The organism is Methylobacter sp. BlB1, assembly GCF_015476545.1.
GTDB lineage: Bacteria > Pseudomonadota > Gammaproteobacteria > Methylococcales > Methylomonadaceae > Methylobacter.
On record NZ_JADMKV010000052.1, the window covers coordinates 1 to 24,545 of the forward strand.

Below are 24,545 nucleotides of genomic sequence, written 5' to 3' on the forward strand. Positions count from 1 at the left end.
GCCGGAACGCCTGCGCCCGCTCGAGCGCCTTCAGGCCGCAGTCGGCGGTTTCCACTGCATGCCCTTCCGCCTGCAACAGCAGGGTCAGGCTCTCGGCCGCATCGGCATAGTCATCGACCACCAGAATGCGGCGTTCGGATAATAAAGAAGCAGATGTATTGCCCATAGAAGCGCTCACTGATTCGACGGCGAATTGACTAGCCGGCAAGAGCGGCAGCCGCACCGTAAAGGTGCTGCCCTGGCCGATGCCGGCGCTCGAGGCCGTGACCGTGCCGCCGTGCTTCTCTACCAGCCGGCGCACCAGCGTCAGCCCAAGCCCAAGCCCTCCCTGTGAATGGGCCAGGGAACGGTCGGCCTGGGTAAAGAGATCAAAAACATGCGCAAGAAGATCCGGGGCAATGCCGATGCCGGTATCTTCCACGCGTATCAGCACGTAAATGCCGGTCCGTACAGCGCTGATCGTGATCTTGCCGTTTTCCTCTGTATATTTGGCAGCGTTGTTCAGCAGATTGGTTATGATCTGTTCCAGCCGCGTCGCATCGCCTTCCACCCATTGAGGTTCATCCGGCAGGGAAACCACGAGCTGATGTTTTCGCTCTTCAATCAAAGGCAGGCAGTCTTCCACTGCATGCACGATAATATCGGTTAAATCGCAGCGTTCCATTTGCAGGCGGATTTTATTCTGAATGATGCGCGCCACATCGAGCAGGTCATCGAGCAGTCGCGCCATATGGGTGACTTGTCGGTCAATCAACATATGTCCCCATTCAAGCGTGGCATCCGGATGATTCTGCTTTTTTAACACATGCAGCGCATGACGGATGGGCGCCAGCGGATTGCGCAGTTCATGGGCCAGCATCGCCAGAAACTCGTCCTTGTGGCGGTCGGTTTCGCGTAGCGCCTGTTCCATCCGTTTTCTTTCGGCAATCTCATTGCTCAACACTTCATTGGTATGCGCAAGCTCAGAAGTTCTCTCCCGCACACGAATTTCCAACTCTTCGTGAGACTTCTGAAGCGCTTCTTCCGCCAACTTTTGTTCAGTGATATCCGTGCAGGTTCCTATCCATTCCCGGACCGTTCCATCCGCTTCCAATACCGGCACCCCGCGCTCAGAGATATGGCGATACTCGCCGTCATGCCTGTGCAAGCGATACTCTGCGTTGTGCATGGAGCATGTCCTCACAGCCTGCAACCAACGCATCATAGTATTATGGCGGTCTTCCGGATGAACAGCATTGATCCATCCATGGCCTTTGACTTCAGCCTCGTTTTGGCCTGTAAATGCCCGCCAGCTAGGTATATCTTCAGCAACTTCGCCCAAAGGGTTAGTGGTCCATACAATTTGAGTGGTGGCAATAGCCAAGGATCGGTATCGCTCCTCGCTGAGACGCAACGCTTTTTCCAGGCTGTTCCGGGACTGAATTTCCTTCTCAAGTTCAGCATTGCGCTGAGCCAGCTCAGCCGTACGGTCAACGACTTCAGATTCCAGTTCCTGCAATACCTGATGAAGCTGATCCTGGACAGTCCGCCTTGTCAATTCCAGTGAACGCCTTTCCAGTTCCACAGCGACGATATTGGCAAGATTCGCTATATAAGGTTCGTAAGGCAAAAACTCATCAAAGTTCTCAATCGAGTAAATCAAAAAACCATATAATTTTGATGAGGTACGTAGCGGCAGGCGACGCAAGCTCACCTGCTCCATCGAGCAAAGCCCGACAATATCAAATGGCATGTCCCAATTGTTGGCACACTCGGAGCAGTTTATGAGGGGCTCCGAAATTGTCGACTTCACGGTGCCTTCCAAACAGAAATATACCGCCGCCAGCCCCGGCACTATCCGATTCAGCGCCTTATTGACAAAATCAACAATGGTCTTTTGGTCCGGAAGAATGCACAAGGTGCCGGGAATAACAAATAATTTGCCAAGAACTTCGGCTTTACATTGAGTAGTCATCATGGATAAAGCTGGCTATAAAACAATGATTTGGCATGTGGAAATACCGTCTGCTAACCGAAACCCAAAAAAATCCGTTCTTATGATGCGGAAGCTAACACATTATGTTTTTTAGGTCGTTGATAATAGGGGTTATGCACAACTTGTCCGGCTACGATCATCATGGGATGAACATTCAGCACATCAAAAAGAGTCGCACCGTCTATTTTGTTAACGTCATACTGGCAGATAACGCCGTGGACAGGATATTCTTCCACCAGAGTGTTAAGCATCGCTTCGTATTCGACCCAGCGTTCAGCGCCGGGCATGCCCTTGCACAGCCAGCTCGTGTCTCCAGTCATCCGTACTCCCGCAAATCTTTCATGCTGGGCTTGCCTATAAAGCGCACGCCAATGATCAATCACGCGTTCCGGCATAAAGGTGCCATCGGGACAATAAGATGTTTCCGCCTGAGCCAGAATCAGTTGTTCCGGTTTAATATTGCCGGGAGGCGTAATTCCTAGCTGAGAGAGGCATTCACCCATTTCATTTGAGGAAGGTGTGGAGGGAATATCTGCAAGATAGGCGACTTTTTCGCCGGCAGCCAGTCCGCTTTGGACAAATTCCGCGATAGTACGCCGCCGCTCATTTTCATTATTGTACAAATAACAGATGTGCAGTCCTGCCGGAAAAGTCTGCTCATTGAAACCGAATGAAACCTGATGACTAGCTTGACACATATAAACACCTCTACAAGACTATAAATCGAAATCTGCTAGTTTTTAAAAGTACAACGCTTATCAATGGAAAGGACAGGTATCAAGGGAATTACTTGATAAGTGCTGCCCCATAGTTAATGATTTTATTATTGTTTTTAACTCTGATAAAACGGTGAATCTCAGCTTTTGGCCAAGAATCCCAATTGTTCGATTGTATCAACTATTAACTTTTTGTATCGCTATTTTTTCGAAAATCAAAACACGGTCTTTTCTGAAGTTTATCGATTTTCACTAAGAATTTAACTGCATAGGATCAGTCTCTGTAATTACAGGCAAAGATTTTCCCGGGAACCATAAAGTTCCAGATAACCGCTAAAAATTCCACTACCAGTTATAACGTTCAGAGTCGGCGGGCTTGGCCGGTATTTAAGGCTTTTAATTGCATAGCCGCCCTTCGGCCGGGAAATATCCCATTAATGCGGCGCTCACTAATGAAAAGGGTTTATAAAAACGCTTGTCTCAGACCCCTGGCAGTGATAGAGTCCAGACCCAAATAGCCTATGGAATATAATTTTATTGCCGCATCTTAATGCGGCCGGCGCGAGGCACGGCAACTGAATTTAAGAGCTAGCCACTCATACAATTTCATTAATCAGGAGCATTATGCGAAACTGGATCAAAGACAATGGAGGCTTCATCGCCTTCTTACTCTGCTTCGTTTTTTTCCGCACAGCAATTGCGGATTGGAATACAATTCCATCGGGTTCAATGCGCCCCAATTTGCTTGAAGGAGACGTTGTTTTTGTGAACCGTCTTGCCTATGATTTCAAGCTCCCGCTGACGGATATCGTCGTTGCGCACATTGGTGAGCCAAGGCGCGGGGATATTGCTACTTTTTCATCGCCCAAAGACGGTAAACGACTGATCAAACGCATTATCGCCCTGCCGGGCGACCGGGTTGAAATGCGGGACGAGATTCTGTTCATCAATGGCAAGGCCGCCGAATACAGTGAACCGAAAGCATTGTGGGAGCCAAATGAAGGCGGCGGCATCAAGGCATTACGTTTAACTGAAACCTCTGGCCAGAACAAGCGGCAAATTCAGCTGCTTGCAGGTCTGTTTGCTAAAAGCACTTTCGGCCCAATGGAAGTTCCCGAAGGAAATTTTTTGATGCTTGGCGACAACCGCGACAACAGTGCAGATTCTCGCTATTTTGGCTTTGTGCCTCGTCATCTGCTGATCGGACAAGCCCAGCGAATACTGGTGTCTGCGGATATCAAGGGAAGCTGGATTCTACGCCTTGAGCGGTTCGGGCAGCGCTTACAATGACATCGAGCAGGACTTACACAGTTTGCCTGTTCAACCGCCGAAAAAGAAAATAGACGCTAGTGGAAGATATTGGCCTTTATCTCCATTTTTGGAAAATCATCTTTGCTTTTTATCGGCCTCGGGGAGCAAATCCACCAAAGTGCAGTTTAAGGCTTTGGCCAATCGCCTGAGCACATCAATGGACACATTTTCGGCGCTGCCGCCTTCAACCTTGCTGATCATCGATTGGGTTACGCCTGAACGAACCTCAAGCTCTTTTTGGACCAAACCCAGTTCAAGTCGCTTGCGCTTTATAATGTCGCCAATTTGCATCGGATAGCCAACCCTAAATGAAACGCGACATTATATGAATATATTCATAAGGAAGGCAAAAAAAGCCGCCGAAGCGGCTCTGATATCGGTGGAAAAAAGTTATCGGATAGACAGGCGCGTGCTGTTGGCCAGTTCAGCGCCGGGCACCGTTTCGCCGGCTTTGATCGCATCCCTGATCGCGGCTTTATTGATTCTCCAGGTAGTGACCGGCTCCTTGAACCGGTCCGGAATCGCGTCTTCATCCATGATATGAATGGCAGATGGATTATCCTGGATTGACAGCTTGAAATACGGGCATTCAATCGTGCTGATGCCGGTGTGTTCCATGTTGCCTTTCAGGTAATCCTTCAGCCATTTAGCGCGGCTCTCCAAGATTCTCCGGCGCTTGTTCATATCCGCCTCGGCATTTTTAATCGCCTCGGCCGTGGCTTCCATGTTGCGCAGGAATTTGGCTACATTGATCGCCTTGTCTTCCAATTCGCCGCTTAACGCTTCCAGCGTGCCGTTAACGACTTCAGCCGGAAGATCGGCCTCCGGATCGGTCAAGGCGTCCAGCGCTTCAAGGTAATTGGCGCTCAACTGATAGAGAGTCAAACGGCTCACTGTGCCGACCTCGCGAACTGATCAAGCTTGCGGTAAAGGACCTGGTAAAATTCCGGGTCAAGTTCTTCAAAGTCGGCGAAGCGTTTCTTCGAAGCCTTGATCATCCAGTTTTTAACTCTGTCCCGATCCAGGCCCAGCTCTTCAATCCTGGCTTCAAGCTGCCGATGCTGATCCTCGGTAATGAGCTGAACACTGCTGTCCGGCTCAATCTCAGGCAGTTGGGCGTTTTCTTCTGCGCGGCGCTGCATCATATCTTCGATATCCTGCGTGAAGACTTCGGATAAGCCTGCCATCCTCAGCGTTGCATCGATGTGGGCCGATTTCTCGGCCATTTTCAGCGCTTTGTTAATATCGCCGTAATCCTGGGCAAGAAGACGAGCCCCTACCCCATCGGCCACTACGCGGCCGGAAGGGTCCAGGATCTCGCAACGGATAATGATCTGGCTCAGTTTCGCGCCCGTGAGCGCGGCCTTTTCATAATCCGGCAAGGTCGGATACCGAACCGTCAATCCCAGCATGCCGCAGATTTTCTCGGCGCCGGGCTTGAACAGGCTGGGTTTGCTAAAATGCGCCGGATTTCTGCAATCCTTACCGGCATGGCATTTGCTGCGGCTGACAACATGAACTCGTCCATAATCAATGCCTTCCACTAAGGCATCATGCACCCATGCCATAAGCACGGCGCGATTGGCCCTGCGCCGGTCCAGGCCTTCTCTGAAAGTATCGGCCGGCAGATCCAGCGGGTTCGCGGAAATGACCGGCAATGGGTTATGTTCATTTTTGACCGGCTTTGCCTGGTCAACTAATTGGGTTGATGAATACATAAAATACTATTCCTAACTGTGCGAAATAAATAATACAGCGGGGCAAGCGGCTACAAGCCCCGCTAATTTGCTTGATATTCCTCGATTAAAAATGGCCGTTGCCGAACGATCGGCTTTGGTATATTCCCAAACCCAATCGCCGCACTAATGACGGCTTGACAATGCCGGCGGCGAAATTTCCGATTGCGGTACAATCGTCATTCCGCCTTGTTTTGGCAATGATTGACTCGAAGCAAAACAACGGCTTAACTTGATTTATTGATTGAGTTGACATAATCTTTCAGTTCCTAACGTGCGAATTTAGGAAAATGTGAGCCAGGTCGGCTACCCTGAGCCACATAGGAAACACCTACTAGAATGGCGCTGACTCGAACACTTCCGATTTGGCGCCATTCACCCTGCCCTTGATTGAATCAATCATATTTTTTACGGCCTCCACAATGGTTTTACCCGTCACAAAGTACGGCTCGACATCCGCCCCGACCGGAGCAGACACAAATACGCCAACGTTAGCGTTTTCGCCGCTGTAACAGCTATAGCTAAACGCCCATTTATCGACAACGACACACACCGAACGCCCGCTAATGCCGACATTAAGCAAAGCGGTTTCTACGACGCTAACCGCCCGCCGTTGTTTTTCCGCTAATTCAACTGGCATGAAATTTCTCAAAGGAAGATTAGAAACCTCAAATCATGAAAATACTCATAATTTGAACCGATTCCTTATCTATGGATTGAATCACATTTGTAAGCTCACTAATTCGAAAAAATTGCCCCTGTTTTCTGCCGTTTTTTAGGCTCTCTGAGTGCAGAGAAAAACAAGCAGATATTGATACCCATCATTATGAATATATTCATATTTTAACAGAAAAACACAATATTTTTAATCATTTATCATGAAATTTCTATCGAATTTTACGGCCATTCACAGCTGCTCCAATAGCTCAAAAAGCCCTTTGAAACCGATCATCGAGACAGATGATTTTGCTCTGTAAAATCCGATCGGGAATGGCGATATCGGCAAGCCAGACGCAAGCCGAAGATACCAGCAGCCAGCATTAGTCGATCTACGGTGTCCATATCGGCCAAACAGATTTATTCAACAAATTTATAAGAAGATTAATGCTATCTGTATGCCGGGCCATGCAATCGATTGACTAAATACATGGCAAAAAAACGCTTGTCCTGGACGTTAAGGCGGTGTTAGAGTTCGGCTCCGTTTTTACCTCAAATTGAATGTAATTTATGGCTCTTTCAGGACGTCCGGTTATGGGCTGGCCGAAGCCGCCATGCTATATGGGTCAACTTTAAAGTTATGCTTCTATGTCTGTAATTGAATACCGCCACAATTTCCCTCTGGCTGCCGCTGACGTAGCTGAGGTTCTTGACGCCTCCGGCATTCGCCGTCCCACCAACGATCTGGCTCGGCTTGAGCGCATGTTTGCCAATGCCGACCTCTGCTTATCTGCCTGGCACGACGGCAAACTTGTCGGAGTATGCCGCGCTCTGACTGACTTCAGTTATTGTTGCTATTTGTCCGACCTGGCCGTGGCTAAGGCTTACCAAAAACATGGCATCGGGCGTGAGCTTATTGCCCGTATCCGTGCCGCTATCAGTGATGAAGTAGCGCTTATCCTCTTGTCGGCGCCTGATGCCATGGCGTATTACCCCAAAGTCGGCTTCGAGAAGATTGAAAATGGCTTCATCATCAAACGCAATCGCTAGCTCCAGACTGAATATGTACTGCCCTGCGAAGCAAGCATTAACGGTAAACTAGCCCTTATGAAAATAGACAGCCTTGATCACCTGGTGCTGACCGTCAAAAACATTGAGACCACCTGCGCCTTTTATTGGAAAGTCTTGGGAATGGAGATCATCAACTTCGGCGAAGGACGCAAGGCGCTGTCATTCGGTTCACAAAAGATTAATCTGCACGCGCATGGCAGCGAGTTTGAACCCAAAGCTCAACTACCGGCGCCGGGCTCTGCCGATTTATGCTTTATCACTTCGGTGCCTCTGCCTGACGTGATAAAGCATCTCGATGCCTGTGCAGTGAGGATAATAGAAGGGCCGGTACAACGTACAGGCGCAACAGGGCCTATACTATCGGTCTATTTCCGTGATCCGGATATGAATCTGATTGAGGTATCCAATCGTATGCCTGTATGAAATGGATAGCCTGTTTTGCATGCCGTCGACCTGCACGTGCAAAGGCATCGGCAATAGCTGAGCGTTTTCCCTGCGCAAAATATGCTTCGGGAAAACGCTCAGCCTTATCACATCGGTGGATTAGCCGGCTTCCGCTATCAGCTACAGTTGCCGCATAAAAGCGACCAGATCCTGCTTCTCTTGGGGCTCGAGTTTAAGCTGCAGCACGAGATTAAAAAATTCCACCGTATCTTCAAGCGTCAACGCCCGGCCGTCATGCAGATAAGGCGGGCTTTCCTTGATGCCGCGCAAGGTGAAGGTCTTCATCTGGCCGTCGCCGGGCTCGCCCTTCAAAAAGCGTTCAAGATGCAGATCGTGCATCTGGTGATCGAGATAGGCCGGCGGAGTATGGCAGTTGCTGCACTGGCCCTTGCCGAAGAAAACCTTCTCGCCCCGCAATTCACTTTCTGTTGCTTTGGCGGGATCGAGCCGGCCGGTCGTAGGATTGAGCTTAGGCGCGGGAGGAAAATCGAGCATATTCTGCAGCTGCGCCATGTGGCTGACATGGATGCGGTCCAGGATCGGAAAACCCTTCTTCATGGCGTGGATCGGATCGCCGTTGAAGTAAGCGGTGCGGAATTCGAACTCGGTAAAATCCTCGACCGAGCGCAAGCTGCGCTTGGAGCCGTGGATCTGCTGATTGAACATCCCCCGCAGGCTCGTGGTGTCCAGCCGGAAGCGCCGCTCCTGCGGCCGGTCGTCCGGGTTAAGATGGAACTGCCCGGTGGTATGGCCGTTGACATGGCAATCGAAGCAAGCCACGCCGAGGCTGGGCTGAGCGCTCTTGCGGTCATCGGTCGGATTGAATTCCTCCTGCGGAAACGGCGTTAACAGAAACTGCAAGCCGTTGAGCTGCACAGGCGTCAGGATGTCCTTGAACAATCGGTAGAAGTTATTGATCGAAACCACCTCCCCTCGCGATACATCGCCCAGTTCGGGGCGGTTATGCAGGAAGATGGCTGGCGGGAACTCAGGCAGAAACGCCTCCGGCAGATCAAATTCGACATCGAAGCGTTCAAGCCGCGGAAACATCTTGATCTGCATCTTCGGGAAAACCTGCCCGCCATTGGCATGCAACGGATGCGGCAGTGAAGGATAGGGAAAAATTCCGCGTTCTTTGATCTCGTCAGGATTCATTGACGCAAGCTCATCCCAGCTCACGCCGTCAGCCAGTCTGGCGGTAGGCCCCACTAGAACGGGTTTGCCCCGCGACATCTTGACCTCCGGGTCAAATTTCGGCTTGAGGTCATACCGGCGCTCCAGCAATTGACGCTGGGCCGACATCACAGCCGGCTTATTCTCAATCTCCTTCTTCATGATAGCCGTAGGCTGTTGAAACGGCTGATCGGCATTCAGTGGATCCCTGTAGAAATCGAAACCTGAAATTTTGCCTTGCTTGGGTTGCTCCCCAACGGCAGGCGAAGAGGGGTTGGCACGCGTCGCATTAAAAATATCCGAGAGGTCGTGCTGGGTCTTCTTTTGCTCGGGCCGCTCGATGGGCACTGATTCCGGTGTCTGCGCTGCAGCCACCGCATCGTTGCGCGCGGCGGCTTCCTGAGCCTGGGCAACCGTGAACCAACTGCCTAGAAGAATTCCTACGAATAGTCTGCTGAAGTTGACAAACGTCACATGTAGTGAACAGTTCGGTACCATATCGCCTCCTTTGCCTATCGTTTGAGTGATTAGAGGAGCAAGAGATTTAACCGGTTATGAGATGACAAGGATGACAATATAGGGATATGAAGTCCAGTAGTACGAAAACGTATATTAGCGTTTAATGTTTGCCAATCACTGTCCAACTTTTTGAATTTTTTACGCCAAAAACCGCCTTTCCCGCTTTGGCTGATATACGCTGGTATTTGGCATAAGCAATACCGGCAGAACTGCGCAATTCCGCTTCACTCGCCTGATCGGCAAATCCCCTGGCAATTGCTTCCAATACATAGGCTTCCGGCGCCATGAAGCTGAAAGTGGTGACCACCGGCTTTGAGCCTGCGGCAAGCAGATGCCCGGTGAAAAACTCATCGCTCATACAGGCCAGGACAACCGCTTGTTTATCGTGCCCGGCATGTTTTGGAAAGCGTTCTATGATGGGCTGGTTTTGTGCGTCCATCAAACCGTCATGGCCGATGAACACCACCATTTCACGCTCCGCCGTATTGGGCGGACTGGCTGCCTGTTGCATAAAATCAAGCATCGCCTGATCAATCCGGCTGCCGCGATAAGCATCGGCGGTAACGGTCAGTCTATCCTTCCAGGCAAACTGGCAGCGTTCCAAAATAATATCGTTAATATTATTTTCACACCCCAGCTTACGCCAACCTTCCGCTTTGCTCAGAAAGGTCTTCACGCCGTAAGCCGCGCCCCAGTAAAGATTGCTGCGCGGATCATCGCCATTGCCGATTTTTGCGGGAACAGGCACGATGCCTTGAGCTACGTTGTCGACCAGGGACACAATGACATGAATATGCGTGTCTGGCGTGACTGCGGCATGGGACGGCACCGCCGTAAAAAACAAGACAGTGAGCAAACAAAGCGAGCGCAAGGCAATCATGGGCAGGAACTTGCTAGAAAAACAACCAAATTTCATCTGAATATCAGGATGGGCCAATGCCCCACAGTAGGGCGGCGAGGCCGTGAAAATATGCGTTTTTTTAAAACTCAAGGAACAATTTGCTGCGTTTAAGATGTCCATAAGTTGTGAAACGGCATTGAATATTTACCAGTAAGAGGTATCAAGATTAACAGCCATAATATACACGACCTTGTTCCCATCAATAATTTATTTTTCTGCCTGGTAAAAATTTGAAGCCGAAAGTGGACAATATTGGATGTTGTTTTAAAATCCTGAAGCTGTTGCTATACCAGGGTAATGCTATGCGGCGCGCATCCGTGGCCAGAATGGATCAGGCATGGCTTTTAGTTATATTTTGCGGGCATACTTTAACGACATAACTTTTTTGGAGACCTGTTATGCGCATCCGGTTACTGGTTTCATTGTTAATGGGGATCTGTGCTGCCAATGTTTACGGCGATGCAAATCACTTAAAATCGTGCCGATCCTTTTACAGCAAATTGAAGGACTTGAATGTGCAGCAACCGCCGAAGCGAGTATTGCTTGTGCCTTTGCTGAGCAGGGATCCGCATACCAATGAAAGTCCGAGGTGGTCCGAGCAGCCCGCTCGCATTGTGGAAGCCTTTTATCGCAACCGCTTTAAGGCGGCCGTTACTCAGATGCGGGATATCTGGAGCTGGAGCGACTACTATGATCAGGTCGAACAACTCGTTCAGCAGTCCCCGCCTTTTGACCGGGTTATTTTTATCAGTCATGGCGGTTTCGATGGGCCTGTACTCAAAAACGCCGTGTTTTGGCAGGACTTCAAGACAGCAGGCGGCAAAGGCAAATTTATTAAGTTCTCCGAGGCGCAGCCGGGACTTAGAAAGGCATTATCCATTACTTACAATACCGAAAAAAACCGCAAATTCAGCGACTTCATGGCTTCGCACTGGCAGGAGTTGGGGCCGATGAAATCGAGCGATGCCTGGGATCTGCTCAAGGGACTGGAAAAACAGATACAGCCGCTGGGGCGGGCTTGCTATAACAGCTACTGTTCGTCCAACCAATTGGCGGCAATTCCGGAGGATCAGCGTGGAGCCAGGCTCAATCTCTGCGAACTCGTCTGCCGGGAACCGCTATTCGAATTCAAGACATCCACAGAAATATCGCCGGAACGATTCTTTCATTTCACAAAGTCCTTGAGTTCCCTGACAGCGGCGGACGGCCTGATTTTTTTCGGCGCCTGCAATCCGGGCAGCGCGGCTCCGGAGAAAATACAGGAGCCGGATGAAACCGAGTTTTTAATCAACTCAACCTTGGCCAATGGGCCGCATAAAAGTTACGTGCATCTGATGAGCACAGCGACTGGCCGAATCACTGCCGGCCCAATAGGAAATAGCAGTGCTGAGGACATTGTAAAACGGCTCACCATGTTTGAGACCAACCGTCCTCAGAACTATTTGTGCATCGCTGATCCTTCGACGAAACTATCTAAGGAAATAAATGGAAATTGATTAAATGAACTCGCGTAGGAACGCGGTTGATGAAATTGAATCAAAACTTTCACCCACAACCAGAGGAAGATTTATGAAAAATCAATGTCTGATGATAGCGACCTTCGGCGTTCTATTGGTATTCGGTCAGGCGAGCGCCGACGAAGACAAATTAAGCAAGGACCAGATGCCCAAAGCAGTCGTATCCGCCTTTGAAAAAGGTTATCCCAACGCCAAGGATGTGAAATTCGAAAAAGAGACGTTTGAAGGCAAAATGGTTTATGAAGTGGAATACAAGGAGAACGGTAAAGAGTACGACATTCTGTATAGCGAAGACGGCACACTTGTACAAAAGGAAGAGGGAATAGAAGTCTCATCACTGCCTGAACCCGTCACTCAGGCTGCCAACAAGAAGTACCCCCAAGGCAAAATCGAGGAAGCGGAAAAATTAATGAAGCCGGATGGCACAGTGGCCGGGTACGAAGTGGAAATCGAAATGGATAACAAGAAAGTCGAGCTTGAGCTGGATACCAACGGAAATATTTTGAAAACTGAAGAAAAAACAGAAGACGATTAAGACATCTTAAATGATCCCCGTCCCATAAGCGTACTCCAGACGGCAGCTTATGGGACATCGCAATTTATAAATTGCCGTCGAGTTTATCCTGCGCCTCCTCATCCCGCCAGCGCTCGGCAATATTAGCAAAAGGCTCAACAATACTGTAAGTTTCGCTTTCCGTTTCCATGAAACAAAACGTCTGGTCCAGAAGTTTGAAGATTGAGAGCAGTCTAGCCAAAGGAGCAATCATTTTTGCCCACTAAGGATTCGGTTAAACTTAACTTTCCGATTTATCGATGATATCAGCGCTTATGTAGGGGTGAATTCATTTATGCCCTTTGGGTATTCGCCTGGGTGACTGCCAACAGGAGGCGCTCCAGGCGAAGTCGCCCCACACAATGCCGCTCGTCAAAATTCAGGGAATTTATTTCTCGCCTTATCCTAAAACACATCAAAACTGCATTAAAAGCTCATCAAAACGATTGTCTTGGATTTTACTGCACTGCTAGAGTTAAAACTATCCACCCAATGCAGCGTAATGCATGCCTCTCTTTTGGAGATAATCATTCGGTGGACCAACCTCAAGCGGCATTTTTGCACCGCTTGCGACCATTCTACTTAACTTTAGTGTTAGATCGTTTTTCGCTATTTCCAGTAATATTTCGCATGATTATTGTTAACAGACTCGCTGCGCTAACAAGTTAATACCCATGTATTTGGTATAAATCAGTGGAGATAAATTCTGGTGCCGCTGGCAGTTTGCCCGGACAAGTGGCGAAGGCAATCCAATACAGGAGACCAGAATGACTACCAAGACCGTACATACGTTTATACTGAATTCATGTTGTAGCGGAATTTTGTTATTAATGGCAGCGAGTGCTCGGGCAGAGCTGACTGACGTAACCCAAACGACGCCGAATGTACCGGGCGGCGCTATAGAAAAATCACTGGAGCAGCAGATCGGTGCAGGACATGGGGATGAGTTTACGCCAGGCTCGTCGATCTATCTCATAAAACGTGATCCAACCCGCTCGGTTCGCCGGGGGCGTCAAATCTTCCAACGCAAGTTTACGCATGATCAAGGACTGGGACCGCGGGTGAGCAATGATTCAACCGGGGATATCCATGAAAATCCAGCGCTAGGGGCCGGATTGACGGACAGTTGCGCAGCTTGTCATGGTCGCCCGAAAGGTGGCGCAGGATCTGGCGGTGACGAGGCCACCCGCCCTGACAGCCGCGATGCGCCTCATCTTTTCGGTCTCGGACTTGTGGAGATGTTGGGGGACGAAATCACAAGCGATCTGCGCGCCATCCGGGACAGAGCGCTGCAGCTTGCTGATCATACAAAAGAACCCGTCAAACTGCCGCTTGTCAGCAAGCAGATTCACTACGGATTTATCCAGGCACTGCCGAATGGAGAAATTGATACCTCTATGGTGGAAGGCGTAAACCCGGATCTGCGTGTCCGCCCCTTCTTTGCTCAAGGCGGTGAATATTCCATGCGGGCATTCTCCATTGGCGCATTTAAAGATGAGATGGGGCTGGAGTCTGCCGATCCTGTGCTCTGCCAAGCTACGGATCCAGTCGCTCCGATCAAGACCGTTAGCCCGGCCGGCCTGGTTTACGATCCGACGTTGGACAAGATCAAGCATCCGCCTGTTTGCAATCCCAACGAAGACGGCGATGGAGATGGGGTCTTGAATGAAATTGACCCAGCGATCATTGACCATATGGAGTTTTATCTGCTGAACTATTTTAAACCTGGCACAGGCGAAATGAGCGCACGCGCCAAGTTTGGCCTGAAGTTGATGAAGGCCATCGGATGTACAGGTTGCCATGTAGAAAACCTGCGCATTGAGCATGACCGCCGTATCGCCGATGTTGAGACTGGCTTCGATCCGAAGAAAGGAATCTTCAATCGGCTTTTCGCAACCGCCACAACGCTTTACGATACTGTCGATGACGGCCAGGAATTTCCAAAGCTGCTTCCCAAAGGAAACTCCTTCCTCGTTAAAAATATCTTCGCTGACTTCAAGCGCCACGATCTCGGGCCGGCATTTCACGAAAGGCTGTATGATGGAAACCTCGTAACAAAATTCATGACCGAGCCACTATGGGGCGTAGGCAGCACGGCCCCTTACGGTCACGACGGACGCAGCATTAACCTTAAAGAAGTGATTCTGCGCCATGGCGGCGAAGCACAGGAATCAAAAGAAAATTTTGCCGAACTGAGCGATAACAAACAACAGATGGTTCTGGAGTTTCTTACTACGCTGGTGCTGTTCCCGCCTGACGATACGGCATCAAATCTGAACCCTGGCAATCCTAGAACCGATAATCCGCAGGATCCCTCAGAACATGGCAGTATCAACCTGGGGGCGCTGTTCCAGATCCCGGCAGAAGGAAAGGAATAGGATTGGCATGCTTTGCTGACCTCAACTTAGGAAAGATGACGCAATAAAGGCACTCTTTCCTCAGCTTGAGGTGCTTAATGCATGAACAGGACAATGCTATGAATTGTAAGCCAGCTTTCAATTCATGGCGACCTGGGATTGCGGCATTTCTGCCGGAGCCGCTGTTTACATATCAATGCCGCCGAACAGCTGCAAAAATGCCGTGCGAAGCCTTCCAACTCTCCCGGCGTGAGTGATCTTCTGGTTGTGCGCCGTGAAGGACATCCGAAACCGCCGGTTCTCTTTAAGTAATTCAACTTATTGATCTTTATTGCCGCGACGCGATAATGCAAGCAGCCCTTTCGGAATTACATTTATCCTGTCCTGACCTGGCGCCATCCTGTTTCCAGCTCAAACATCATCCCTCCAAAAACGGACATTTATGCATCAGCCTCCCGCATTCCTTCTTCCTCCCATCAGCACGACGGCATCGGGAGATATGAGACGGGTAGGCGTAGAGCTGGAGTTTGCAGGGCTCCCCATTGAAGACATTACCCGATTGATCCGCGAACAGTTCGGCGGCACCATACTGGTCAACAGCGCCTACGAAAACACGATTACGGGCACGTGCCTGGGTGATTTCAGAGTCGAGCTGGATTTTCAGTACCTGAAGAAAAAAGGCCGCAACAAGCTGGACCCCGAGGCCCCTTTCGCCCTACTTGACGAATGGTCGGAGCAACTCGTGCGCCTGGCGGCCGAACAGATTGTGCCTTTTGAAATCGTCTCGCCGCCGATTCCGATGGACCGTCTCGGCGAGCTGGAGCTTTTGATTCCAAACTTGCGGGCATCAGGCGCCCAAGGTACGGATAGCGGCACACTGAGCGCCTTCGGCCTGCATTTCAACCCGGAATTGCCCAGCCTGGAGCCCGAAACTATCGTATCCTATCTTAAAGCTTTCCTGTGCCTCTACGATTGGCTGGTTTACCACAGCGAGATCGACCTGACCCGAACCATGACCGGCTATATTGCCCCTTTTCCAACCGATTATATCCGGCAAGTCATTAGCTTGGATTATCGTCCCGATCAGAGGGCGTTGATCGACGATTACCTGGTCGCCAACCCCACGCGCAATCGGGCATTGGATATGTTGCCGTTGTTCACTTATCTCGATAAGTCCCGAACGCAATCAGTCATCGATGACGACCGTGTTAAAGCCCGGCCTACCCTGCATTACCGGCTGCCCAACTGCCGGATTGACCAGCCTGGCTGGGGCCTTGATGTGGACTGGCACAACTGGCTCATGGTCGAAAGGCTGGCCTGTGATACCGAATATCTGAATGCCATGTGTCAGGCTTATACACAATTTTTGGATAGGCCTCTAACCGACCTGTTCAAAAACTGGAAAGATACGGTCGAGATATGGCTAGATCGCACATATACCCTGTGATCGGCGTAACAGGTCCCAGCAAAGGCGGAGACCGCGCCTGGTTTTTCACGCGCTATGCCATTCTCACCGCAGGAGGGCACCCCCTGAGGCTCACACCCAGGCATTCTCATCTGAATGAGATATTGGACGGCATCGTGATCGGCGGCGGCGATGACATTTATCCTACGCTTTACGAATCGGAGGAACTGCCCAATACGCGCTATGACAAGGAGCGGGACATGTTCGAGCTCATGTACATCGAAAAATCCCTGAAAGAGGACATTCCCATGCTGGCCATCTGCCGCGGAGAACAGTTGCTCAATGCTTACCTGGGCGGAAATCTGTATCAAAATCTGCGTGAGCTGCGCCGCCATACCCGCAACCGTTTCACGGTACTGCCGCTGAAAACCCTGCTGGTGGAGCCGAACAGCCAAATGGAGGAACTGCTGGGGACCACGCGTTGTCGGATTAATAGTCTGCATACGCAAGCCATCAATCGGTTGGGCAGCGGATTGAGAGTTGTCGGCCGTGACCTGGATAATATTGTGCAGGCGGTAGAAGATCCGTCGAAACCATACCTGATAGGCGTCCAATGGCATCCGGAATACTTGCTCTACCTGTCCCGCCAGCGTAACCTGTTCCGCGCGCTGGTGAAAGCCGCTCGTGAGAGGCTATAAGAGATGACCGCCTATTTAAGTTTATTTGGAGTAAGTTTTCTGGCCGCCACGCTGATTCCGTTTTATTCGGAAGTGGCGCTGGTTGGTCTGCTGGCTACCGGCCATGATCCCTGGCTGCTGTGGCTGTCTGCATCGGTGGGCAATACGCTGGGCGCCGTCGTGAACTGGGCTCTGGGCCGTTATCTGCTGCATTTCGAATACAGCCGCTGGTTTCCGTTCAAAATCTCTCAACTGCACCGCTACCAGAACTGGTACCAGCGGTTCGGCGTCTGGTCTTTATTATTGTCCTGGTTGCCGGCCGGCGGCGATGCCTTGACGTTTATCGCGGGCATGATGAAGGTGCGCCTTTCGATCTTTATGATTCTGGTAGCAGTAGGCAAAAGCTTGCGTTATGCGCTGATCATCGCATTGTCTGATCAGATTTTGTGATGCCTACATGAGAGCTCGACGACATCAGATTGCATGGAATTCACTCAATCTGAGGCGAATACACGGAAAGATGCGAAGACGCGGGAACCGCCGTCGCTGGCGTTCCTACCAATCCATGCGCAGGAGGAAACCCATGCCTAAAAATGTAACGCAAAAATTAATTGCAAGCCACCTGGTAGAAGGCGAGATGATTGCCGGGCAGGAAATTGCCCTGAAAATCGACCAGACCCTGACGCAGGATGCAACCGGCACAATGGTAATGCTGGAGCTTGAGGCCATGGCGCTCGACCGTGTCAAGACCGAAGTATCGGTCCAGTATATCGATCACAATCTGCTGGAGACAGACTTCAAGAATGCCGACGATCACCTGTTTCTGCAAAGCGCCTGCCGCAAATTCGGCCTCTGGTTCAGCCGGCCCGGCAACGGCGTGAGTCACCCCGTCCATATGGAGCGTTTCGGCAAGCCCGGCAAGACGCTGCTGGGTTCGGACAGCCATACCTGTGCTGCGGGTTCCTTGGGGATGCTCGCTATCGGCGCCGGCGGTCTCGAAGTCGCCTTGACGATGGCTGGCGAACCGTTTCATGTAAAAATGCCGAAGATCGTCGGCGTCAAACTGGCCGGCCAACTACCGGACTGGGTCAGCGCCAAGGATATCATCCTGGAACTGCTGCGCCGCCTCGACGTGTCGGGCGGCATAGGCAAGATCATGGAATATTACGGGCCGGGCCTGGATCAGCTCAGCGCGATGGACAGGCACGTGATTGCCAACATGGGCGCCGAACTCGGCGCTACAACCAGCGTGTTTCCATCGGATCAGGCCGTGAAAGTCTTTCTGGAATCGCAGGCGCGCGGCGAAGACTGGACCGAACTGCTTGCCGACGAGGGTGCAGACTACGACGAGCATATCGAAGTCAACCTCTCGGAACTCGCGCCCCTGATCGCCTGCCCCAGCAGTCCCGGCAATGTCGTGCCCGTCAGCGAGGTCGCCGGCAGGAAAGTCTACCAGTGCATGATCGGTTCATCGGCGAACCCGGGACTTCGGGATTTCGCGATCGCGGCGATGATCCTGAAGGATCATCCGGCACATGAAGATGTATCGCTCGATGTCAATCCGACCTCGCGGCAGATCCTCGAAAACATGACGCGCCTGAGCTATCTCGGCACCTTGATCCATCAGGGCGCACGCATCCATCAGGCTGGCTGCGACGGCTGCATCGGCATGGGCCAGGCGCCGGCCACCCATCGCATCAGCCTGAGGACCGTGCCGCGCAACTTTCCGGGGCGCTCGGGCACGAAGGAAGACCTGGTTTATCTTTGCAGCCCCGAAACGGCCGCCGCATCCGCCATTACCGGCGTCATCACCGACCCGCGCACATTGCCCATGCCTTATCCGAAATTTGAGGAGCCGAAAACCTATGTCCTCAATATCGAGGCGCTGGCGCCGCCGCCTGAGGACGGCTCAAAGGAGGTGCTGGTGAAGGGGCCGAACATTGCCTCGCTGCCGCCGCTGGAACCGTTGCCGCAAAGCCTGGCAGGGCCGGTGTTGATGAAGGTGGGCGACAATATATCGACCGATGAGATCATGCCGGCTGGCGCGAAAGTGCTGCCGTTCCGCAGCAATATTCCGGCAATCAGCAAATTCACTTTCTCCCAGATTGACGAGTCGTACTACGACCGGGCCATGCCGTATCAGCAGACCGGTTCCGTGATTGTCGGCGGCATCAACTACGGCCAGGGATCGAGCCGTGAGCATGCGGCGCTGGCCCCGCGCTATCTGGGCGTCAAGGCCGTCATTGCCAAAAGCTTTGCCCGCATTCACTGGCAGAACCTCTGCAATTTCGGTATCCTGCCGCTGGCCTTTATCGACGAGCAGGATTACGATGCGATCGATCTGAACGACAGCCTTGAGCTGCCAAACGCCAGGGAAGAAATTCAAAAAGGCGATACGGTCACAGTCATCAACAAAACCCGGAACAAAACCTTTCTGGCCCGTCACACGATGACGCCACGGCAGGTCCGGATGGTTTTAGCGGGCAGTGTGATTAATTTATATAAAGCCGGCAGCTCTCGATAAATTCAGAGACCCAAAGGCCACCGGCATGACAACGAAGACAGCCGACAAACAGGCTGTCCGATTGAGCAGATAACTTTTTCAGGTTTATGAATGATTTTCTAAACAGACCCTCCTCCCGGGACATCATTCCCGGCATTCTTTTAGTCAGCCTCCTTGTGCTGAGCTATATGGTACTGCGTGAATTCCTGCTGTCGTTGATCTGGGCTTTCATTATTACCTATGTCACCTGGCCAGCTTACCGGTGGCTGCGCCGCCAGATGAAAGGCAGGAAAATGCTCAGCGCGCTGGTCATGACATTGATCATCTCCATGATCATCTTTCTGTCCATTTTCTGGCTGGTCGCTTTGCTTCAGAAAGAGCTGGCAATGGCCTATCAAACCTTAAGCGTCAACTTTTCTCTAGATAACCTTCAGTTACCGGATGCCATCAAGCGCATACCGGGGCTAGGCGATTATCTGCAAGACGGCATAACGCGCTTGAGCACAGACCGGGCTGGCGTGGCCAAACAACTTGCCAATACGGCGCAACACTGGCTGGGCGACGTGACTAAGTTTCTGGGCAGTATCGGCAATAACCTGGTAAAACTAGCCATCATTCTGGTCACGGTGTTTTTCTGTTTTCGCGATGGTGAAGAAGCCGTCAGGCAACTGCATCAAGGGCTTATCCGTTTTCTAGGCAAGCATCAGCATGTTTATCTGCAGGCTGCCGGTCATACGACCAATGCGGTCGTTTTCGGCATGGTGCTGGCAGCATTGGCGCAAGGCACTCTAGCCGGCCTTGGCTTTTCTGTGGCCGGCGTGCAGGCACCGGTATTGTTTGGCGCACTTACCGCTTTGTTTGCCTTGATACCGATGGGTGCGCCTCTGATATGGCTGCCCATCGCCGTCGGACTCATTTTCATGAATAAGGTATGGGCCGGCATAGGGCTGATAGCCTGGGGGGTTCTGGTAGTCAGCACGGTAGACAACGTGATCCGTCCGCTGGTAATCAGCGGCGCGAGCCGGGTGCCTCTCCTCGTGGTAATGTTCGGCGTTTTTGGAGGACTGACGGCTTTTGGCGTGATAGGTATTTTTTTGGGACCGGTCATACTGGCAACACTGCGCGCCGTCTGGCATGAATGGCTTGACCAGCAGAAAGAGGAAGAATCCCTGCTGGTGGGTGATATAGCCATCAAGCCGCCCTTGACTGAACAGGATGAGATTGCTGATTGACGGCTGAGTAATGAGTATGAAATAAATCAGGAAATTGTAGGTGCGAATTAATTCGCACTCAACGATAACCATACAATCTTCTGTAAAGCACTGTGTGTTTCGGGTCGAATTAATTCAACCCTACAGCGTAGTTAGTGATCCAGTCATCAAGCCATCCTTGCATGACAAAACGAGATTATTGATTGAAGAGTTCGATGCAGGCGCGAAGTTATTCGCGCTTGCTTAAATCACTTTCGAAAACTGCTGCTGTTTTTGCGCCAGATAGCGGTCGAATACCATGCAAATGTTGCGGATCAATAATCGCCCTGCCGGCAACACATGAATGTTCTGTTCCGACACGGTCAGTAAGCCGTCGGCCTGCATCGGCGCCAGGGCTTTCAGTTCGTCGGCGAAGTAATCGTGAAAATCGATGGCGAATGCTTTTTCTATAGCCGCAAAGCTCAGATCGAAGTGGCAGATCAGTTGCGTGATGACAGCGCGGCGCAGCTTATCGTCATCGTTCAGCTCGACGCCCTTGAAAACCGGCAGCCGGCCTTGCCCGATCAATTGGTCATATTCGGCCAGCTCTTTGACATTCTGAATATAAGCATCCCCTACCCGGCCGATCGAGGTAATGCCCAGGCCCACCAGATCACAGTCCGAGTGCGTCGAATAGCCCTGAAAATTCCGGTACAGCTTGCCTTCGCGCTGCGCGACGGCGAGTTCGTCATCGGGCTTGGCGAAATGGTCCATACCGATGTAGACATAGCCGGCTTCCGTGAGCCGCCGCCCGACCATCTGCAGAATATCGAGCTTGACATCAGGCGACGGCAGATCCGCATCGTTGATCTGGCGCTGCGTTTTAAAGCGCGCCGGCATGTGCGCATAATTGAAAATGGAAAACCGGTCAGGCGCAACGGCCAGAAGCTTGTCCAGCGTCCTGGAAAACGTTGCAACTGTCTGTAACGGCAGGCCGTAAATCAGATCGATATTGGTCGAACGGAAACCTTCAGCCCTGGCGGCAGCCAGAACCGCGAAGGTTTGCTCTTCGCTCTGCAGGCGATTGACGGCCTTTTGCACGGCCGGATCAAAGTCCTGAACGCCCAGACTGATGCGGTTAAATCCCAATTCGCGCAGCTGGTGAATAGTCCGGTCGTCAGTCTCGCGCGGGTCGATTTCAATCGAGTATTCGCCCTGATCGTCGTCCCTTAACGAGAAATGCGCGCGCGTCACCTGCATCAGCTTTTGCATTTGCTCGTAGCTCAAGAAGGTCGGCGTGCCGCCGCCCCAATGCAATTGGTTGACGACCCGGTTGCGGTCGAACAAATCGCCCTGCATAGCGATTTCTTTATAGAGATTATCCAAATACGGCTGCGCATGGCTGCGGTTTTTCGTCACGATTTTATTGCAGGCGCAGTAAAAGCAGACGGTATCACAAAACGGAATATGGAAATACAGCGATAAGGGGCCGCCCGCCGCATTGGATTTGGCGATATGCTCGCGGTATTCCTTATCACCGAAGCCTTCATGCAGCTCCAGAGCGGTCGGGTAAGAGGTGTAACGCGGACCAGCCTTGTCATAACGGTTAATCAGGTCCAGATCGAATTTAATAGATTGATCCATTATTTCACTTCGCTATCGATCACTATGATGTTGCGGGTATGATCGGCCTGAGCTACGGAATCGATCACGCCGATCAGGTCGCCGGGCTGCTGCGTCGCATTGCCGGACTTCGAAATGCGCGCGATCAGTTTAACCTGATCGAAACGCGACAATTTCATTTCCGGCATCATGGCCATGCTGTCGTTCAGATTCACGGTCAACGGCAGATCGGAAACCTGCTTGCGGACAATCGCCAAAGGCATTTTCGGGCCTGACAGCGCCTGGGCATAGATGAAAACAGTTTGCTCGGGGCTGATCTTTGTCCGAAGCTCGGGCGCCAGACTCACCTCCACATCGATGCCTGGCGAAGCGGCTTCAGTGGGCTGCTCCTCGGGCCTCCGGTTCTCGACATTGGCCATCAGCGTCTGAATTTCCTGCCGTGCTTCCGAATCGGGCGGCAATAACGCTTCCAGCTTGCGCCACAACTGAACCGCGCCCGCCGCATCGCCCGCTTCGGCCTTGGCCATGCCGCCCAGCCACAGGCCAGTCATGTTATTCGGTTCCAGCGCCAATGCCTTAAACACCAGTTCTGCCGGCTTTCCTGAGAGCCGGCCGTCATTGGCCATGGCCAGGGCATCGGCATAAGACAGCAGCACTTCAGCCTGATCGCCCAGCAAGCGGTAGGCTTGCGCGAAAGCATCGGCAGCTTCCGGGTATTGCTGGAGATATTTGTAGGACCGACCTAACATGAGCCAGCCCTGCGCATCATTGGGATTGCTCTTCATGCGGGCGGCCAGACCTGCCACCATGCGGTTGATATCTTCGGGGCCGGGCATTGCTGAATTATCGCTAGTCTGATTCAATGAAGCATAGCTGCCAAGTCCCGCATAAAGTGTCAGCGCCGTCAGCGGCACCAGCAAAACCAGCACAAAGACCATCCATCGCCCTTTCGTACCGGATGCTTTCGCCTGAGTTGGTATATCGAGATCATCGCTGAGCGCGACTTCCAGCTCGGCGCGCTGTTCTTCGTATTGCGCCTGAGTTAACGTCCCTGTCTGCAATTGCTCCTGAAGCTCAACCAGGCGCTGCCGGGCAATGACAATATTACGCTGGTCCTGGTCGGCTGCCGCAATTTCGCGAGAACGCCATATCGGCGGCAGGACAATCAATAAAGCGGCCAGAATCAACAGGCCGACCAGCATCCAAAATATTGTAGTCAAGATTTGTCCCCTTTTTCCAGCAAGCCGTGTATTTTTTTCCGCTTCTCAGCGCTGATCTCAGCCGTCGCCGGCGTCTTGTTGCGCCGCACAAATGCCAATACGGCAATCAGGCCGATAGCCAGAAAGACGACAGGACCAACCCACAGCACGCCGGTTTTGGCTTTGAAAGGCGGATTATATAAAACGAAATCGCCATAGCGCTGGGTCATGAAATCGGCGACATCCTGCTTGGTCTTGCCTTGCTGGAGCATTTCATAGACCTGCCGACGCAGGTCTTTGGCCAAATCGGCATTGGAGTCGGCAATGGTCTGGTTCTGGCAAACCAGACAGCGCAATTCCGATATCAGATCATCATAGGCCTGCTGCTGCCCGGCATTGGCAAATTCCCGGTATTCGACACCGGCGCCGGCAAAACCGGACAAGGTCAACAGCAAGACCAGCATTAAAATTTTCATGAATTCTCGGCCTGTAATTTAGCGATTAAAGGGAGAAAGATAGCTTGAACGTCCTGCGATGTCACAGGTCCCGTATGCTTGTACCGGATCACGCCTTTTTTGTCGATGACGAACGTTTCCGGTACGCCGTAAACACCCCAGTCTATGCCGATACGGCCATCCTGATCCATGATGCTGACGTCATAAGGATTGCCTAGTTGAGTCAACCAGTTTTTCGCCGCGTCCGGCTCATCCTTGTAGTTCAAGCCGACAATAACGGCCGCTTTCTGCTGAGCCAATTGATTCAAGATGGGATGCTCGGACCGGCATGACACGCACCAGGAAGCCCAGACATTGAACAGCCAGACTTTTCCTTTCATATCGGTCTGGCTTAGTGTTTCGGAAGGCGCGCCGAGTTTGGGCGCCGAAAACGCCGGCGCCGGCTTATCGATCAGCGGCGAAGGAATATCGCGCGGATTCAGGTTCAAACCGACGGCCAGGAAAACGGCCATGACGATAAAGATGACTAACGGGATAATATATTTAAGCATGTCTCATCAATA

The 24,545-nt window shown here is 51.7% G+C and carries 24 protein-coding genes; 11 read left to right on the plus strand and 13 right to left on the minus strand.

Annotated features, from left to right (window positions below; translation table 11 throughout):
- A partial coding sequence (locus IT781_RS16580) for an ATP-binding protein (protein WP_194971293.1) occupies positions 1-1,957 on the minus strand: 1,957 nt, incomplete at its 3' end.
- Positions 1,958-2,034: 77 nt separating this feature from the next.
- Positions 2,035-2,673 carry an MEDS domain-containing protein gene (locus IT781_RS16585; protein ID WP_194971294.1) on the minus strand — a complete coding sequence of 213 codons (639 nt, stop codon included), beginning with the start codon at positions 2,671-2,673 and terminating at the stop codon, positions 2,035-2,037.
- A gap of 642 nt (positions 2,674-3,315) precedes the next feature.
- Here IT781_RS16585 and lepB point away from each other — a divergent pair.
- A complete protein-coding gene (gene lepB, locus IT781_RS16590) occupies positions 3,316-3,981 on the plus strand; it encodes a signal peptidase I (protein WP_194971295.1) in 666 nt (221 codons plus the stop codon).
- Between the two features lie 96 nt (positions 3,982-4,077).
- Here lepB and IT781_RS16595 read toward each other — a convergent pair whose 3' ends face one another.
- From IT781_RS16595 to IT781_RS16610, 4 genes are all read right to left on the minus strand, one after another.
- Positions 4,078-4,293 carry a helix-turn-helix domain-containing protein gene (locus IT781_RS16595; RefSeq protein ID WP_194971296.1) on the minus strand — a complete coding sequence of 72 codons (216 nt, stop codon included), beginning with the start codon at positions 4,291-4,293 and terminating at the stop codon, positions 4,078-4,080.
- A 99-nt stretch (positions 4,294-4,392) separates the two neighbouring features.
- Positions 4,393-4,896: a siphovirus Gp157 family protein gene (locus IT781_RS16600; protein ID WP_194971297.1), complete on the minus strand. Its 504-nt coding sequence runs from the start codon at positions 4,894-4,896 to the stop codon at positions 4,393-4,395.
- Entirely contained in the window at positions 4,893-5,720 is an 828-nt protein-coding gene (locus tag IT781_RS16605; protein WP_194971298.1) for a hypothetical protein, read from the minus strand. The genes IT781_RS16600 and IT781_RS16605 overlap by 4 nt, the downstream gene beginning before the upstream one ends.
- A gap of 352 nt (positions 5,721-6,072) precedes the next feature.
- The gene (locus tag IT781_RS16610; RefSeq protein ID WP_194971299.1) at positions 6,073-6,378 is read right to left on the minus strand and encodes a hypothetical protein; all 306 of its coding nucleotides are present in this window, start codon (positions 6,376-6,378) and stop codon (positions 6,073-6,075) included.
- Between the two features lie 665 nt (positions 6,379-7,043).
- On the opposite strand from IT781_RS16610, the gene IT781_RS16615 reads away from it, so the two are divergent.
- The gene (locus IT781_RS16615) at positions 7,044-7,445 is read left to right on the plus strand and encodes a GNAT family N-acetyltransferase (protein ID WP_194971300.1); all 402 of its coding nucleotides are present in this window, start codon (positions 7,044-7,046) and stop codon (positions 7,443-7,445) included.
- A gap of 57 nt (positions 7,446-7,502) precedes the next feature.
- Positions 7,503-7,889 carry a VOC family protein gene (locus tag IT781_RS16620; RefSeq protein ID WP_194971301.1) on the plus strand — a complete coding sequence of 129 codons (387 nt, stop codon included), beginning with the start codon at positions 7,503-7,505 and terminating at the stop codon, positions 7,887-7,889.
- A 141-nt stretch (positions 7,890-8,030) separates the two neighbouring features.
- On the opposite strand, the gene IT781_RS16625 is transcribed toward IT781_RS16620, so the two are convergent.
- Positions 8,031-9,581 carry a cytochrome B6 gene (locus IT781_RS16625; RefSeq protein WP_194971302.1) on the minus strand — a complete coding sequence of 517 codons (1,551 nt, stop codon included), beginning with the start codon at positions 9,579-9,581 and terminating at the stop codon, positions 8,031-8,033.
- A gap of 121 nt (positions 9,582-9,702) precedes the next feature.
- The gene (locus IT781_RS16630; RefSeq protein WP_228779223.1) at positions 9,703-10,593 is read right to left on the minus strand and encodes a hypothetical protein; all 891 of its coding nucleotides are present in this window, start codon (positions 10,591-10,593) and stop codon (positions 9,703-9,705) included.
- A gap of 308 nt (positions 10,594-10,901) precedes the next feature.
- Between IT781_RS16630 and IT781_RS16635 the strand changes: the two genes are divergently transcribed.
- Positions 10,902-11,999, plus strand: coding sequence for a hypothetical protein (locus IT781_RS16635; protein WP_194971303.1), 1,098 nt, complete (start codon positions 10,902-10,904; stop codon positions 11,997-11,999).
- Positions 12,000-12,072: 73 nt separating this feature from the next.
- Positions 12,073-12,555, plus strand: coding sequence for a PepSY-like domain-containing protein (locus IT781_RS16640; protein ID WP_194971304.1), 483 nt, complete (start codon positions 12,073-12,075; stop codon positions 12,553-12,555).
- Positions 12,556-12,619: 64 nt separating this feature from the next.
- On the opposite strand, the gene IT781_RS16645 is transcribed toward IT781_RS16640, so the two are convergent.
- A complete protein-coding gene (locus IT781_RS16645) occupies positions 12,620-12,775 on the minus strand; it encodes a hypothetical protein (protein ID WP_194971305.1) in 156 nt (51 codons plus the stop codon).
- A gap of 565 nt (positions 12,776-13,340) precedes the next feature.
- Between IT781_RS16645 and IT781_RS16650 the strand changes: the two genes are divergently transcribed.
- The 6 genes from IT781_RS16650 (at position 13,341) to IT781_RS16675 (ending at position 20,747) form a co-directional block, all read left to right on the plus strand.
- Complete coding sequence (locus IT781_RS16650) at positions 13,341-14,951, plus strand: di-heme oxidoredictase family protein (RefSeq protein ID WP_194971306.1); 1,611 nt, start codon at positions 13,341-13,343, stop codon at positions 14,949-14,951.
- 421 nt (positions 14,952-15,372) lie between these two features.
- Positions 15,373-16,377 carry an amidoligase family protein gene (locus IT781_RS16655; RefSeq protein ID WP_228779224.1) on the plus strand — a complete coding sequence of 335 codons (1,005 nt, stop codon included), beginning with the start codon at positions 15,373-15,375 and terminating at the stop codon, positions 16,375-16,377.
- Entirely contained in the window at positions 16,350-17,033 is a 684-nt protein-coding gene (locus IT781_RS16660; RefSeq protein ID WP_194971307.1) for a gamma-glutamyl-gamma-aminobutyrate hydrolase family protein, read from the plus strand. The genes IT781_RS16655 and IT781_RS16660 overlap by 28 nt, the downstream gene beginning before the upstream one ends.
- 3 nt (positions 17,034-17,036) lie before the next feature.
- A complete protein-coding gene (locus IT781_RS16665; protein ID WP_194971308.1) occupies positions 17,037-17,462 on the plus strand; it encodes a YqaA family protein in 426 nt (141 codons plus the stop codon).
- A 133-nt stretch (positions 17,463-17,595) separates the two neighbouring features.
- Positions 17,596-19,536 (plus strand): aconitate hydratase, encoded by a 1,941-nt coding sequence (locus tag IT781_RS16670; protein WP_194971309.1) that lies wholly within the window; start codon positions 17,596-17,598, stop codon positions 19,534-19,536.
- Positions 19,537-19,622: 86 nt separating this feature from the next.
- Positions 19,623-20,747 (plus strand): AI-2E family transporter, encoded by a 1,125-nt coding sequence (locus tag IT781_RS16675; protein ID WP_194971310.1) that lies wholly within the window; start codon positions 19,623-19,625, stop codon positions 20,745-20,747.
- Between the two features lie 222 nt (positions 20,748-20,969).
- Here IT781_RS16675 and hemN read toward each other — a convergent pair whose 3' ends face one another.
- From hemN to IT781_RS16695, 4 genes are read right to left on the minus strand one after another with little or no spacing between them, the layout of a single operon-like run.
- On the minus strand, positions 20,970-22,349 hold the full coding sequence (gene hemN, locus IT781_RS16680) for an oxygen-independent coproporphyrinogen III oxidase (RefSeq protein WP_194971311.1): 1,380 nt from the start codon (positions 22,347-22,349) through the stop codon (positions 20,970-20,972).
- Complete coding sequence (ccmI, locus tag IT781_RS16685; RefSeq protein ID WP_194971312.1) at positions 22,349-23,548, minus strand: c-type cytochrome biogenesis protein CcmI; 1,200 nt, start codon at positions 23,546-23,548, stop codon at positions 22,349-22,351. The genes hemN and ccmI overlap by 1 nt, the downstream gene beginning before the upstream one ends.
- The gene (locus IT781_RS16690) at positions 23,545-24,003 is read right to left on the minus strand and encodes a cytochrome c-type biogenesis protein (RefSeq protein WP_194971313.1); all 459 of its coding nucleotides are present in this window, start codon (positions 24,001-24,003) and stop codon (positions 23,545-23,547) included. Before IT781_RS16690 ends, ccmI begins: the two co-directional genes overlap by 4 nt.
- The gene (locus IT781_RS16695) at positions 24,000-24,533 is read right to left on the minus strand and encodes a DsbE family thiol:disulfide interchange protein (protein ID WP_194971314.1); all 534 of its coding nucleotides are present in this window, start codon (positions 24,531-24,533) and stop codon (positions 24,000-24,002) included. The genes IT781_RS16690 and IT781_RS16695 overlap by 4 nt, the downstream gene beginning before the upstream one ends.
- Positions 24,534-24,545: the final 12 nt, after the last annotated feature.